This window comes from Streptomyces griseofuscus, assembly GCF_014673495.1.
Lineage (GTDB): Bacteria > Actinomycetota > Actinomycetes > Streptomycetales > Streptomycetaceae > Streptomyces > Streptomyces murinus.
Window position 1 is genome coordinate 2,622,945 of sequence record NZ_CP051006.1, and the last position, 14,912, is coordinate 2,637,856.

A 14,912-nucleotide genomic window follows, 5' to 3' on the forward strand; every position below is an offset into this window, starting at 1 on the left:
GTCGACGGGGTTGGCCGAACTCGGCCGACCCCGTCGGCGGGGTTCGCGGCGGGCCGGATCAGCCCGCGACCGGGTCGCCCTTGGTGTACGTCAGACGCTCCACGGCGCCGGGCCGGAAGTTGTCCTCGATCTTCTTGCCGTTCACATACAGCTCGATCGCACCGGCGTCACCGAGGATCAGATTGATCTTGGCGCTGTCCTGGAAGGTCTTGGACTGGCCCTTGTCCAGCAGGCCGTCGAAGAGCATCCGCCCGTTGTGGTCCTTGGCCGAGATCCAGCTGCGTCCGTTGGGCGCGCTGACCTGGACGGTGACCTTGTCCTGCGGGGCGGCCGCGATGGCGCTGTCGGTGGGCTCCGGGGTCGGGTCGGTGGGCTTGTCCTTGGTGGGCGCGGGCGAGGCGGCCTTGCTGGCGGCGGGCGTGGAGCCCTCGGCGAGCTGCGACTTGGAGTCGCTGCCACCGTCGCTGCCCTTGACCGCGGTGAAGCCGACGAAACCGATCACCACGACGATCGCGGCGACCATCGCCGCGGTCCAGTTGGGGCCCCGGCGCTCGGGACGGATCCGCTCGGCCTCGAACAGGGGCGCCGCGGGAGTGGGCGCGGGCCGGCCGCCGTGCTCGGCGTCGTACTGGGCGACCAACGGCTCGGGATCGAGATGGACGGCCCTGGCCAGGTTCCGGATGTGGCCGCGCGCATACACGGCGCCGCCGCAGGGGCCGAAGTCGTCCGCCTCGATGGCGTGCACGATGGCGAGGCGGACACGAGTGGCGCTGCTGACGTCGTCCACGGTGAGCCCGGCCGCGATCCGCGCCTGCTGGAGGGCACGGCCCACGGAGATTCGGGCTTCCTGGGACTCGTCTGGGAAGGGACGCTCGTCTTCAGGGGAGTTGCCGATGGACACGGGGGCGCCTTTCGAGCGTGTAGCCACCTGTGCTGGGAGCTCAGTCTAGGGGGGGTACGAAAGGGTGGGGCAACCGGGCGGTAGGAACTTCTACGCCATCGGAATGGCCCGACACTCCGAGGGCTGAACAGGTGGATACCCCGAGAAGGGACGCTCACCTGTCCTCTCGCTCAACTTGACGTAGGACAAAGGGAAACGGTTGCCCGCCGCTCTCTAACGGGTGGATCACGGCGGGCGGGAGCGCAGCACGACGGCACGGCTGGATCACGCCGGAACGAACGCAGTACGGCGCACCTCCGCCCGGCGTTCGTCGTGCGGAACCGGGCGGCTCTTATTACTATCCCTCGGATTCGCCGCGAATCACGGCGAGCACGCCGTCCAGTTCGTCGGGTTTCACCAGAACGTCACGCGCCTTGGATCCCTCGCTGGGCCCCACGATGTTGCGGGACTCCATGAGGTCCATCAGCCGGCCGGCCTTGGCGAAGCCGACGCGCAGCTTGCGCTGGAGCATGGACGTGGACCCGAACTGGGTGGACACGACGAGTTCGGCCGCCTGGCAGAGCAGGTCCAGGTCGTCGCCGATGTCCTCGTCGATCTCCTTCTTCTGCTTGGTGCCGACCGTGACGTCCTCGCGGAAGACCGGCGTCATCTGCTCCTTGCAGTGCCGTACGACCTCCGCGACCTCCTCCTCGGTCACGAAGGCGCCCTGCATACGGGTCGGCTTGTTGGCGCCCATCGGCAGGAAGAGGCCGTCGCCCTTGCCGATCAGCTTCTCGGCGCCGGGCTGGTCGAGGATGACGCGGGAGTCGGCCAGCGAGGAGGTGGCGAAGGCGAGCCGGGAGGGCACGTTGGCCTTGATCAGACCGGTGACCACGTCGACGGAGGGGCGCTGGGTCGCGAGCACCAGGTGGATGCCGGCGGCGCGCGCGAGCTGGGTGATGCGCACGATCGAGTCCTCGACGTCGCGCGGGGCGACCATCATCAGGTCGGCCAGCTCGTCCACGATCACCAGCAGGTACGGGTACGGCTGGAGCTCGCGCTCGCTGCCCTCCGGCGGCTTGGCCCGGCCCTCGCGCACGGCCCGGTTGAAGTCGTCGATGTGCCGGTAGCCGTAGGCGGCGAGGTCGTCGTAGCGCAGGTCCATCTCGCGCACCACCCACTGGAGCGCCTCGGCGGCCCGCTTGGGGTTGGTGATGATCGGCGTGATCAGGTGCGGGATGCCCTCGTAGGCGGTCAGCTCGACCCGCTTGGGGTCGACCAGGATCATCCGCACGTCCTCCGGGGTCGCGCGCATCATGATCGAGGTGATCAGACAGTTGATGCAGGACGACTTGCCGGAGCCGGTGGCGCCTGCGACCAGCATGTGCGGCATCTTCGCCAGCGAGTGCATGACATAGCCGCCCTCGACGTCCTTGCCGAAGGCGACCAGCATCGGGTCGTCGTCCTCGGCGGACTCCGCGAGCCGCAGCACATCACCGAGGTTGACCATCTCCCGGTCGGTGTTGGGGATCTCGATGCCCACCGCGGACTTGCCGGGGATGGGGCTGATGATCCGCACGTCCGGGCTGGCGACGGCGTACGCGATGTTCTTGGTGAGGGCGGTGATCCGCTCCACCTTCACGGCCGGGCCGAGCTCGACCTCATAGCGGGTGACCGTCGGGCCGCGGGTGAAGCCGGTGACGGCCGCGTCGACCTTGAACTCGGTGAAGACCTGGGTGAGCGAGGCGACTATGGCGTCATTGGCCTCGCTGCGCACCTTGCCGGGCCCGCCGCGCTGGAGCAGGTCCAGGGCGGGCAGCGAGTAGGTGATGTCGCCGGCCAGCTGCAACTGCTCCGCGCGCGGGGGCAGCTCGCGCGGCTCCTCGGGGGCCTTCTTCGTGAGATCGGGTACGACGGAGCCCTTGCCCTGCTCGGGGCGGGCGGCCGGGACCGGCTTGGCGGGCGCCGGGGCGGCCTTGGCTGCGGCCGGCTCCGGGTCCGCGGTGACGGGCGCCTCGGGGGCCGGGACCGGGGTGGTCTCCTCGCGGTCGCCGACGCTGACGCCCTGGGTGAGGTCGGCGACCAGCGGGGAGGGCGGCAGGCCGTGCTGCACGGCGCCGTCGAGCGCGGCGGCGGCAGCGGCGGCCACGTCCACGGCGTCCATCCGGCGCCGCGGATCCGGCTGGGGCACCGCGGAGCGCCTGGGGCGGCCGCGACGGCCGGAGAGGGCCTCTTCCTCGGCCTCGTCGGGGTCGTACGCCCGGGGGCCGCCCGAGCGGCCGCGGGAGCGCGCGGGCAGCGCCTCGCGCCACTGCTCCTCGTAGCGCTCGTCGTCCTCGCCGAACTCCTCCGGCTCGTGTTCGTGCAGCACCCCGAGGCGCACCCCGAGGGCGCGCAGCCGCTGCGGGATGGCGTTGACGGGGGTGGCGGTCACCACGAGCAGCCCGAAGACGGTCAGCAGCACCAGCAGCGGCACGGCGAGCATCTCGGTCATGGTGTACGTCAGCGGGGTGGCCGTCGCCCAGCCGATGAGGCCGCCGGCGTCCCTTATGGCCTGCATGCCGTCGCTGCGGGCGGGCGAGCCGCACGCGATGTGGACCTGGCCGAGCACCCCGATCAGGAGCGCGGACAGGCCGATCACGATCCGCCCGTTGGCCTCCGGCTTCTCCGGATGCCGGATGAGCCGTACGGCGATCACCGCGAGCAGTATCGGCACCAGCAGGTCGAGCCGGCCGAAGGCGCCGGTGACCAGGACCTCCACCAGGTCGCCGACGGGGCCCTTGAGGTCGGCCCAGGTGCCGGCGGCGACGATCAGCGCGATGCCGAACAGCAGCAGCGCCACGCCGTCCTTGCGATGGGCCGGGTCGAGGTTCTTGGCGCCCTGCCCTATGCCGCGGAATACGGCGCCGACCGCGTGCGCGAGCCCGAGCCAGAGGGCGCGCGCCAGGCGGTACACGCCCCCGGTGGGGCTGGGCGCCGATTTGGGCGGCACCTTCCTGGCCGCGGTCTTCCGGGCGGGCGCCTTCTTCGCGGGCGCCTTCCTGGCCGGGGCCTTCTTCGCGGCGACGGCCTTCTTCGCCGGACCCTTCGCGGGAGCGGCAGCCTTCTTCGCGGGCTGCTTCTTGGCTGCGGAGGGACGTGAGGCCATGGGTCTGAGGTTACCGGTGGAGACGACGGTGGACACGTGTGCCCACAGCTTCACCCGTTCGTGTCGCCCCTGCCGGGGCGCGGAACTGACGTGGGCTCATGGGCAACGGGAGCCTCGGGACGGCTCAGTTGGCCGGTGACACCGCGGGACCGCCCGCGCCGGTGCCCGGCTCCAGGGCGTCGAGCGCGCGGCGCAGTCCGGTGAGTTTGCGCTCCAGATGGGCCGCCGTGGCCACCGCGGCCGCGTCCGCGGAGTCGTCGTCCAGCTGTTTGGACAGTGCCTCCGCCTGCTCCTCGACGGCCGCGAGCCGCGCGGACAGCTCGGCGAGCAGCCCGGCCGACTCCCTGCCGCCGACCGCGCCCTTGCCGCCGCCCTCCAACTGGAGCCGCAGCAGCGCCGCCTGCTCGCGCAGCTGGCAGTTCTTCATGTACAGCTCGACGAAAACCGAGACCTTGGCGCGCAGCACCCAGGGGTCGAACGGCTTGGAGATGTAGTCCACCGCGCCGGCCGCGTAACCCCGGAAGGTGTGGTGCGGGCCGTGGTTGATCGCGGTGAGGAAGATGATCGGGATGTCCCGGGTCCGCTCGCGCCGCTTGATGTGCGCCGCTGTCTCGAACCCGTCCATGCCCGGCATCTGGACGTCCAGCAGAATGACCGCGAAATCGTCCGTGAGCAGTGCTTTGAGCGCTTCCTCCCCGCTCGATGCCCGCACCAGCGTCTGATCGAGCGCAGAGAGGATGGCCTCCAGCGCCAGCAGATTCTCCGGCCGGTCATCGACAGGAGGATCTTGGCCTTCTGCACCATGGCCCGCCCTCCTCGCCCCGGCGGTACACCGGGCGCCGCCCCAGGGGACGACTCCCTTTCGCCGCCCGTCCTTGTGCCGGTCATCGTAGCCGCACCCCGCTTGTCGCCACACCCTGTCACCGCGATGTCACCGTGCACACAGCGGAAACGCGGCGGGAGCCCGGATGGTTCCCGGAACCCCACGTTCCCACACGTCCCCAACCACCTTAAGCGCACAACTCCGCGCACCGGCCGGGGGTTCCCCGGGTGTTCACACCATGGTCGGCCGATCCCGTCACTTCCCCCCCATCCACTGCTGGAGCACGCCCAGCAGATGGTCCGAGTCCACCGGCTTGGTCACGTAGTCGGAGGCGCCCGCCTCGATCGCCTTCTCCCGGTCGCCCTTCATCGCCTTCGCGGTCAGCGCGATGATCGGCAGCCCGGCGAACTGCGGCATCCTGCGGATCGCCGTGGTCGTCGCGTAGCCGTCCATCTCCGGCATCATGATGTCCATCAGGACGACCGCCACGTCGTCGTGCTGCTCCAGGACCTCGATGCCCTCGCGGCCGTTCTCGGCGTACAGCACCGAAAGGCCGTGCTGCTCAAGGACGCTGGTGAGCGCGAAGACATTGCGGATGTCGTCGTCGACGATCAGCACCTTCTGCCCGCCGAAACGCACCCCGCGCGCGGACTGCGGCGCGTCGTCCTGCCCGGGGGCCGCCGCCCACTGCTCCGCGCGCTGCTCGCCCTGCGGAAGGCTCCGCCTGCGGCGCCGGAAGAGCGCCGCGGGCCCGTTCTGCATCTCCAGGTACGACTTGACCTCGGCCGGCGTCTCGATCTCGGGGGTGGACAGCTGCGAGGCCTGCTCCGCCGCGGCGGCCGCCAGGTCCCCGGCCTCCAGCGGGACCACCGACTGCTGGTAGCCCTGCGGCGGCAGCTCGCTCGGGTACAGCGGCAGGTACAGCGTGAACGTGGAGCCGCGGCCCGGTTCGCTCTGCGCGTGGATCTCACCGCCGAGCAGCTGCGCGATCTCCCGTGAGATCGACAGACCGAGGCCCGTGCCGCCGTACTTGCGGCTGGTGGTGCCGTCCGCCTGCTTGAACGCCTCGAAGATCACCCGCATCTTGCTGGCCGCGATCCCGATGCCGGTGTCCGTCACCGAGAACGCGATCAGCTCGCCGTCCGGATCGGTGAGCGACCCGGCCTCCAGCAACTGCTCCCGGATGTTCTGCGGCACATCCGCGCCCGCCGGCCGGATGACCAGCTCCACCGACCCGGAATCGGTGAACTTCACCGCGTTGGACAGCAGATTGCGCAGCACCTGGAGCAGCCGCTGCTCGTCGGTGTGCAGGGTCGCGGGCAGCTCCGGGGAGACCCGCACCGACAGGTCCAGGCCCTTCTCCGCGGTCAGCGGCCGGAAGGTGGCCTCCACGTAGTCCACGAGCTGGACGAGCGCGATCCGGGTCGGCGAGACGTCCATCTTGCCCGCCTCGACCTTCGCGAGGTCCAGGATGTCGTTGATCAGCTGGAGCAGATCGGAACCCGCGCCGTGGATGGTCTCGGCGAACTCGACCTGCTTGGGCGACAGATTGCCCTCGGCGTTGTCGGCGAGCAGCTTGGCCAGGATCAGCAGCGAGTTCAGCGGCGTGCGCAGCTCGTGCGACATGTTGGCCAGGAACTCGCTCTTGTAGCGCATGGACACCGCGAGTTGCTCGGCGCGCTCCTCCAGGACCTGCCGCGCCTCCTCGATCTCGGTGTTCTTCACCTCGATGTCCCGGTTCTGCCGGGCCAGCAGCTCGGCCTTCTCCTCCAGTTCGGCGTTGGAGTCCTGGAGCGCCTTCTGCCGGTTCTCCAGCTCCGCGGACCGCTCGCGCAGTTGCTCGGTCAGCTCCTGCGACTGCTCCAGCAGCTGCTCGGTCTTGGTGTTGACCGAGATGGTGTTGACGCTGGTCGCGATCACCTCGGCGATCTGGTTCAGGAAGTCCTTCTGGATCTGCGTGAACGGCGTGAAGGAGGCCAGTTCGATCACCCCGAGCACGGTGTCCTCGAACAGCACCGGCAGTACGATCACCTGCGCGGGCGGGGCCTCGCCGAGCCCGGAGGAGATCTTCAGATAGCCGCTCGGCGCGTCCGAGACCAGAATGGTGCGCTTCTCCTGGGCGGCCGTGCCGACCAGCGCCTCACCGGGCCGGAACGACGTCGGCATGGAGCCCATCGAGTAGCCGTACGAGCCCAGCATGCGCAGCTCGTAGGCATCCTTGCCGTCACCGGCGTCCTTGCCCTCCATGCGCGACATCGCCAGGAAGAACGCGCCGTGCTGCGCGGAGACCACCGGCGTCAGCTCGCTCATGATCAGCGAGGCCACGTCCTGGAGGTCGCGGCGGCCCTGCATGAGCGCGGAGATGCGGGCCAGGTTGCCCTTGAGCCAGTCCTGCTCCTTGTTGGCGATCGTGGTGTCGCGCAGGTTCGCGATCATCTTGTTGATGTAGTCCTGGAGTTCCTGGATCTCGCCGGACGCGTCGACGTCGATCTTCAGGTTCAGGTCGCCGCGGGTCACCGCGGTCGCCACCCGCGCGATGGCGCGCACCTGCCGGGTCAGGTTCCCGGCCATCTCGTTCACCGACTCCGTCAGGTCCCGCCAGGTGCCGTCCACGTCCCGCACCCGCGCCTGCCCGCCCAGCTGGCCCTCGGTGCCCACCTCGCGGGCCACCCGGGTGACCTCCTCGGCGAAGCTGGACAGCTGGTCGACCATCGTGTTGATCGTCGTCTTCAGCTCCAGGATCTCGCCCCGGGCGTCGATGTCGATCTTCTTGGTCAGATCGCCCTTGGCGATCGCCGTGGTGACCATCGCGATGTTGCGCACCTGACCGGTCAGGTTGGACGCCATCTGGTTCACCGACTCGGTGAGGTCCTTCCAGGTGCCCGCCACGCCCGGCACATGCGCCTGGCCGCCCAGGATGCCGTCCGTGCCCACCTCGCGGGCCACCTTGGTGACCTGGTCGGCGAACGAACTCAGCGTCTTGACCATCGTGTTGATGGTGTCGGCGAGCTGCGCGACCTCACCGCTCGCCTCGATCGTCACCTGCCGCGTCAGATCGCCGTTGGCGACCGCCGAGGCCACCTGGGAGATGTTGCGCACCTGCATGGTCAGGTTGTTGGCCATCAGGTTGACGTTGTTGCTCAGGTCCTTCCAGATGCCCGTGACACCCGGCACGTGCGCCTGGCCGCCGAGCATGCCCTCGGTACCCACCTCGCGGGCCACCCGGGTCACCTGCTCGGCGAACGACGACAGCTGTACGACCATGGTGTTGACGGTCGTGACCAGCTCCAGGATCTCGCCCTTGGCGTCCACCGTGATCTTCTTCGACAGATCGCCCTTGGCGACCGCGGTCGTGACCTCGGCGATGTTGCGCACCTGGATCGTCAGGTTGTTCGCCATGAAGTTCACCGACTGCGTGAGGTCCTTCCAGGTGCCGGAGACCCCCTGCACCTCGGCCTGACCGCCGAGGATGCCCTCCGTACCCACCTCACGGGCCACCCTGGTGACCTCCTGGGCGAACGACGACAGCTGGTCCACCATCGTGTTCAGGGTGTTCTTCAGCTCCAGGATCTCCCCGCGCGCGTCCACGGTGATCTTCTGGGAGAGGTCACCACCCGCCACCGCGGTGGCGACCTGCGCGATGTTGCGCACCTGGGCCGTCAGGTTCCCGGCCATGCCGTTCACCGAGTCCGTCAGGTCCCGCCACACCCCGGCGACACCGGGCACCTGCGCCTGACCGCCCAGCCGGCCCTCCGTACCCACGTCCCGGGCCACCCGGGTCACCTGGTCGGCGAAGGCGGACAGCTGATCGACCATGGTGTTGATCGTGTTCTTGAGCTCCAGGATCTCGCCGCGCGCGTCCACGTCGATCTTCTGCGACAGATCGCCGTTGGCCACCGCCGTCGTCACCTGGGCGATATTGCGCACCTGGGACGTGAGGTTTCCGGCCATGAAGTTGACGGAGTCCGTCAGCTCCTTCCAGGTGCCCGACACGCCGTCCACCTGGGCCTGACCGCCGAGCCGGCCCTCGGTGCCCACATCCCGCGCCATCCGCGTGACCTGGTCGGCGAAGCTCGACAGCTGGTCCACCATCGTGTTCACGGTGTTCTTCAGCTTCAGCATCTCGCCGGAGACGTCCACGGTGACCTTCTGCGACAGATCGCCGTTGGCCACCGCCGTCGTCACCTGGGCGATATTGCGCACCTGGCCGGTGAGGTTTCGGAAGGCGGTGTTGACGGAGTCCGTCAGGTCCTTCCACGTCCCCGCCGCGCCCGGCACCTGCGCCTGGCCGCCCAGCTCGCCCTCGACCCCGATCTCCCGCGCGACCCGCGTCACCTCGGCACCGAAGGACGACAGCTGGTCCACCATCCCGTTGACGGTGTTCTTCAACTCCAGCATCTCGCCGGCCACGTCCACCGTGACCTTCTGCGACAGATCGCCGTTGGCCACCGCGGTCGTCACGGCGGCGATGTCCCGCACCTGGGTCGTCAGGTTCCGGAACACCGTGTTGACCGAATCCGTCAGGTCCTTCCAGGTACCGGCCGCGCCCGGCACGTTCGCCTGACCGCCGAGCCGCCCCTCCGCGCCGACCTCGTTGGCCACACGTGTGACCTCGTCCGCGAAGATCCGCAGCGTCTCGGTCATCTGGTTGATCGTCTCGGCGAGCTGCGCCACCTCGCCGCGCGCCTGCACCGTCACCTTCTGCGACAGATCACCGTTCGCCACCGCCGTGGTGACCTGCGAGATCCCGCGCACCTGGGCGGTCAGGTTGCCCGCCATCGTGTTGACGGAGTCGGTCAGTTCCTTCCACACGCCGGCCACCTCGGGCACCTGCGCGCGACCGCCGAGAATGCCCTCGGTGCCCACCTCCCGGGCCACTCGCGTGACCTCCGAGGAGAAGGCCGAAAGCTGGTCCACCATCGTGTTGACGGTGTTCTTCAGCTCCAGCATCTCGCCCGCGACATGCACGGTCACCTTGCGCGACAGATCACCCTTGGCGACCGCCGTCGTCACCAGGGCGATGTCCCGCACCTGCGCGGTGAGCCGGTCCGCCATCGTGTTGACGGACTCCGTCAGGTCCTTCCAGGAACCCGACATGCCCCGCACCCGGGCCTGCCCGCCGAGCTTGCCCTCGGTGCCGACCTCGCTGGCCACCCGGGTGACCTCGTCGGTGAACGTCGACAACTGGTCGACCAGATTGTTGACGGTACGGCCGACCTTCAGGAACTCGCCCCGCAGCGGATGCCCGGTGCCGCCGTCCGGCGCCTGTGTCCGCAGCTCCATGCGCGGCGACAGATCGCCCTCCGCGACCGCGGTCAGCACCCGGCCGACCTCGGAGACCGGTCGTACGAGATCGTCCACCAGCGCGTTGGAGTGGTCGATCGCCGTCGCCCAGGAGCCCTCGCAGGCCCCCGTCTCCAGCCGCTCCGTGAGTTTTCCCTCACGGCCGACCATGCGCCGCACCCGGGCCAGCTCGCCGGTCAGATGCAGATTGCGGTCGGCCACCTCGTTGAAGACCGCCGCGATCTCCGAGATCACGCCGTCGCCGGAGACCGTCAGCCGTTTGCGGAAGTTCCCGTCACGCATCGACACAAGGGCCGCCAGCAGCCGGTTCAGGGCAGCGGTGTCCACCTCGGTGGTGCCGCCACTCCTGCCCAGGGACGGTCCGCCCTTCGCGCGCGTCTTCGTGCCACGCGTCGCTGCGCCAGACTCCACTGTGTCCCTCCCGGGGAATCGACCCTTACTGCCCTAGCGGGACGCTTCCGTCCGGCATACCGGTCTTCGGCATACCGGTTACTTCCGCGTACCGGTTACTGCTGCGTATTTCTGCCAGATGAGATCCGGCCACACCAAGGGCTGCTGCCCGCCGTTCACGGAACACACGCGGCGCGACCCGACCTTCATCAGAAGCTTGCCCAGTGTTTCACCCTGCCCGAACCAGGCCATAACAGTTCGGCAGCTTCGCACATCGTCCGCACACCCTGGGGGGTAAACACCGGCGACCGGCACCCGCTCGGACGGCGAAGGTAAGTAACCTTGCATCCGGCTGTCCAGCCGCACCGGTCCCGTCCGGCCTGGGCGGTGGCACCAGTACGAGCGGGCATCGGAGGGGCGGCCGCAGACCATGACCACCGGACTGATCCCGGGGGCACAGCCCCCGGAACAGCGGCCGACCGACGCGCCGATGCCGCAGCAGCGGCTCGACCCGGCCGGCCCGTCCGCCCTGCCCGCCGACAACCGGCCGAGGAGTTCTGTGATCACCGCGCGCGCGGCCGCCAGTTTCGAGCCCGTCGGACGATCCGTGGCGACCGCCCGGTCCTTCGTCCGCGACACACTCCAGGGCTGGGGCTTCGCCGACATCGTCGACGACGCCGTCGTACTCACGAGCGAACTGGTGACCAACGCGGTCGTGCACGCCGGCACCCACGCGGAGGTGCTCTGCCTGCGCACCGAGGACGGGGTGCGCATCGAGGTCTCCGACCAGTACCCCGAGCGTGAGGTACCACTCCAGGACTCCGCCAGCCCGATGGCCAGCCCCGACCGCGAGGGCGGCCGCGGCCTCCAGCTCTGCGCGGCCCTGGCCAGCCGCTGGGGCGTCGACTACACGCCGACCCACAAGCACGTCTGGTTCCAGCTCAACCTGCCCGAACGACCGGTCGGCACCCGCACCGCGGGACCCGCCCTCCCCGTCGACCTGCTGCCGGTGGCCGACGGCCGGGTCCGCGTCGCCGTCCTCCAGGTCGACCGCAAGGGCACCGTCACCTCCTGGAACGAGGACGCGGAGGAACTCTTCGGCCACCCCGCCGCGCAGGCCGTCGGCAGGCCGCTGACCGAACTCGCCGCCTGGCCGCACACCCCGGGCACCAGCACCGGCGTCGCCGAGGCCCTCCAGCTCTCCCGCTGGGAGGGCAGCTACGGCATCCGCGGCGCCGACGGCCGCGTCGTCCAGGTGTACGCCTCCCACCTGCGGGTCCGTGACACCGGCGGCGAGCCCTCCACCGTGTGCCTGCTGGTGCGCGACCACGAACGCGCCGTACTCCAGACACCCACCCGGGTCCCGGCCGGCGACCAGAACACCGCACAGGACGGCCAGAGCACCGACCCCTTCGAGGTCTTCATCGGCTCCCCCGCCCCCGACGACCTCGACGGCCTGCTCCAGCGCACCGTGGAACGCGCCCGCGACATGCTCGACGGCGACTCCGCGTTCCTGCTGCTGGCCACCGACGACGAGACCGAGCTGGAGGTCCGCGCCTCCACCGGGCTGCCCTCCGCCCGCCAGCGCTTCGCCCGCGTCCCCGTGGAGGCCGGTCCCGGCCGCTACGGCTCCGCGCGCATGCCCGCCGTCCATGACGACCTCAACGCCGTCCCCGGCGCCGTCCCGCTGCTCGGCGGCACCGGCATGCGCTCGGTCGTCACCGTCCCGCTGAAGGTCGAGGGCCGCCTCACCGGCTCCCTCGGCGTCGCCGCGGAGGCGTCGGGCCGGTACTCCAACGAGGAGGCGCTGCGCCTCCAGTTCGCCGCCGACCGCATCGCCCTGGCCGTGGAGTCGGCGCGCCTCGGCGAGCTGGAGCGGCTGCGGCGCGGCTCCCTGAGCTTCCTGGTCGAGGCCTCCGACCTGCTGGCCGGCACCCTGGACCGCGACCAGACGCTGGCCCTCATGGCCCAGATGACGGTGCCCACCCTGGCCACCTGGTGCGCCGTCTACACCATCGCCGACCAGGCCTCGGACCCGTATCTGTCGTACGTGCTGCACGAGGACGAGGAACTCATCGACGGCATCAAGTCGTTGCTGTCGAAGATCGCCCCGCCGGACCCGGTGCCCACGCCCGGCGCGCGCGTGTGGACGGCCCCGGGCGAGGTCGCCCACCAGGCCGCCCTGCGCACCTCCATGCGCACCCTGGGCCTGGCCGACGGGCCCACGCACCGGATCACCGCGGGCATCGGCCCGACCCTCGCCACGGCCTCCGCGGTCGGTGGCGAAACGGTCGTCCTGCCGCTCGTCGCCCGCAACCGGGTCATCGGCATGCTGGTCCTCGGCAAGCCCACCGACGAACACTTCCGCCAGGAGATCCTGGAACTGGCCGAGGACCTGTCCCGCCGGGCCGCCCTCGCCCTGGACAACGCCCGTCTGTACTCGGAGCGCACGGCCATCAGCCAGGCCCTCCAGCGCAGCCTGCTGCCGCCCGGCACCCCGCACATCGACGGCGTCGAGGTGGAGGTCATCTACCGCGCGGCCGGCGAGGGCAATGAGGTGGGCGGCGACTTCTACGACCTCTTCCCCATCGGCAACGGCGCCTACGGCTTCGCCATCGGTGACGTCTGCGGTACGGGACCCAACGCGGCCGCGGTCACCGGCCTCGCCCGGCACGCCCTGCGCCTGCTGGCCCGCGAGGGACTCAGCGGCCCCGCGGTTCTGGAACGGCTGAACTCGGCCATTCTCGACGAGGGCGACCGCAGCCGGTTCCTGACGCTCCTTTACGGCGAGCTGCGGCCCCAGCCGGACGGCAGCGCCGAGCTGAAGGTGGTCTGCGCCGGCCACCCGCTGCCGCTGCGCCTGCGCCAGGACGGCACGGTCACCCCGGCCGCCGAACCGCAGCCCCTGCTGGGCGTCATCGAGGACCTGGAGCTGTACGAGGAGCGGGTCACCCTCGATCCCGGCGATGTGCTGCTCTGCGTCACGGACGGCGTCACCGAGCGCCGCGAGGGCTCCCGCATGCTGGGCGACGACGGCCTCGCGGACGTCCTCACCACCTGCACGGGGCTGACGGCGGGTGCGGTCGCCGCCCGCATCATGCGCGCGGTGGAACGCTTCGCTTCCGACGCCCCGTCCGACGACATGGCCATTCTGGCGATGCGGGTTCCGGGTCTCCACCACAACGAGGGCTGAGCCGGGGCGGCTTGCGGCCGCCCCGGGCACACGAAAAAGACCCCACCCGAAAGGGTGGGGTCTTTATTGCTGAGCCCCCAAACGGAATCGAACCGTTGACCTTCTCCTTACCATGGAGACGCTCTACCGACTGAGCTATAGGGGCCTGTCGTTTTCGAGGTTTCCCTCGCGGCGACAAAGAAACTGTACCCCGAACCGGCCCGACTTCCCAAACTCGTTCGGGAGCCGGTCAGAAGGCGGGCTGGAGCAGTCCACCGAGGGCGTTGCAGGCCGCGGCCACACGCTGCATCTCCCGCTTGGTCAGCGAGGCGTCGACGGGCAGCGCGAGCGTCTCGTCGGCGGCCCGTTCGGTCTGCGGCAGGGACACGCACCGGCGGAACTCCGGCAGCCGGTGCACGGGCGTCTTCACCGGTACCCGGCAGTCGACTCCCTTGGCCCGCAGGGCGCGTGCGAAGGCGTCCCGGTCCGGCCGGCCGTTGCCGGGCACCCGCACCACGTACTGCTGGTAGGTGTGTCCGTCCCCGCCGTCCGGGGTCCGCACACCCTTCAGCTTGGTGTCCAAGTAGGCTGCCCGCTCCCGCCGTTGCGCCGTCTCGTCATAGGGCACCTCGGACTCGCCCTGCTCCAGGATCAGCAGCTCGTGCCGCTGCCCCAGGGCGTGCAGCCGTCCGATGTCGGCCCGCCGGCCGAAGCGGTGGACGACAACGACGGCCGCGGTGCGGGCGGTTACGGCCGCCTCGACCGCCTCGGGGTCCAGACAGTAGGTCACGGGGTCTATGTCGGCGAACACGGGGAGCGCGCCGGCCAGGGTCACTGCCTCGGCGACCTCGACGTTCCCGAAGGCCGGTACGACTACCTCGTCACCGACTCCGACGCCGGCCGCCCTGAGCATTGCGGAGGTTCCCATGTACGGGATGCTCTGCGCGCAGGGTGAACGACACGTTACGCGGAACAAAAAAAGGTCGGACCCTGAACCGAAGTTCAGGATCCGACCTTTTGAAAAATTGTTCGGCGGCGTCCTACTCTCCCACAGGGTCCCCCCTGCAGTACCATCGGCGCTGAAAGGCTTAGCTTCCGGGTTCGGAATGTAACCGGGCGTTTCCCTAACGCTATAACCACCGAAACACTATGAAACTATCAACCAGCAATGGTTGTTCGTGGTTTCAGAACCAAC

The 14,912-nt window shown here is 69.9% G+C and carries 5 protein-coding genes, 1 tRNA gene, 1 rRNA gene and 1 pseudogene; 1 reads left to right on the forward strand and 7 read right to left on the reverse strand.

The features are described 5' to 3' along the window. Positions 1-58: 58 nt before the first annotated feature. The 4 genes and pseudogenes from HEP81_RS11430 to HEP81_RS11445 form a co-directional block, all read right to left on the reverse strand. On the reverse strand, positions 59-901 hold the full coding sequence (locus HEP81_RS11430; RefSeq protein ID WP_037662288.1) for a helix-turn-helix domain-containing protein: 843 nt from the start codon (positions 899-901) through the stop codon (positions 59-61). Between the two features lie 337 nt (positions 902-1,238). Next, positions 1,239-4,028, reverse strand: coding sequence for a DNA translocase FtsK (locus HEP81_RS11435; RefSeq protein WP_172636843.1), 2,790 nt, complete (start codon positions 4,026-4,028; stop codon positions 1,239-1,241). A gap of 124 nt (positions 4,029-4,152) precedes the next feature. Further along, positions 4,153-4,832: pseudogene (locus HEP81_RS11440) on the reverse strand (response regulator). 274 nt (positions 4,833-5,106) lie between these two features. Then, entirely contained in the window at positions 5,107-10,566 is a 5,460-nt protein-coding gene (locus tag HEP81_RS11445; RefSeq protein ID WP_106980060.1) for a HAMP domain-containing protein, read from the reverse strand. 409 nt (positions 10,567-10,975) lie between these two features. Here HEP81_RS11445 and HEP81_RS11450 point away from each other — a divergent pair, with 409 nt between their 5' ends. Beyond that, positions 10,976-13,738 (forward strand): SpoIIE family protein phosphatase, encoded by a 2,763-nt coding sequence (locus tag HEP81_RS11450; protein WP_037662297.1) that lies wholly within the window; start codon positions 10,976-10,978, stop codon positions 13,736-13,738. A gap of 72 nt (positions 13,739-13,810) precedes the next feature. Here the strand turns inward: HEP81_RS11450 and HEP81_RS11455 are convergent. The 3 genes from HEP81_RS11455 to rrf all read right to left on the reverse strand — a co-directional run bounded on the left by HEP81_RS11455 (position 13,811) and on the right by rrf (position 14,861). After that, positions 13,811-13,883 (reverse strand) — tRNA-Thr (locus tag HEP81_RS11455). An 84-nt stretch (positions 13,884-13,967) separates the two neighbouring features. Then, complete coding sequence (locus HEP81_RS11460) at positions 13,968-14,630, reverse strand: DegT/DnrJ/EryC1/StrS family aminotransferase (protein WP_037662299.1); 663 nt, start codon at positions 14,628-14,630, stop codon at positions 13,968-13,970. Positions 14,631-14,744: 114 nt separating this feature from the next. Continuing rightward, a 5S ribosomal RNA gene (gene rrf, locus HEP81_RS11465) occupies positions 14,745-14,861 on the reverse strand. Positions 14,862-14,912: the final 51 nt, after the last annotated feature.

What these genes read in the sequence shown, in the direction of transcription:
- HEP81_RS11460 (WP_037662299.1), bottom strand. Translation starts at nt 14,630, where the DNA reads ATGCTCAGGGCGGCCGGCGTCGGAGTCGGTGACGAGGTAGTCGTACCG.
- HEP81_RS11435 (WP_172636843.1), bottom strand. Translation starts at nt 4,028, where the DNA reads ATGGCCTCACGTCCCTCCGCAGCCAAGAAGCAGCCCGCGAAGAAGGCT.
- HEP81_RS11450 (WP_037662297.1), top strand. Translation starts at nt 10,976, where the DNA reads ATGACCACCGGACTGATCCCGGGGGCACAGCCCCCGGAACAGCGGCCG.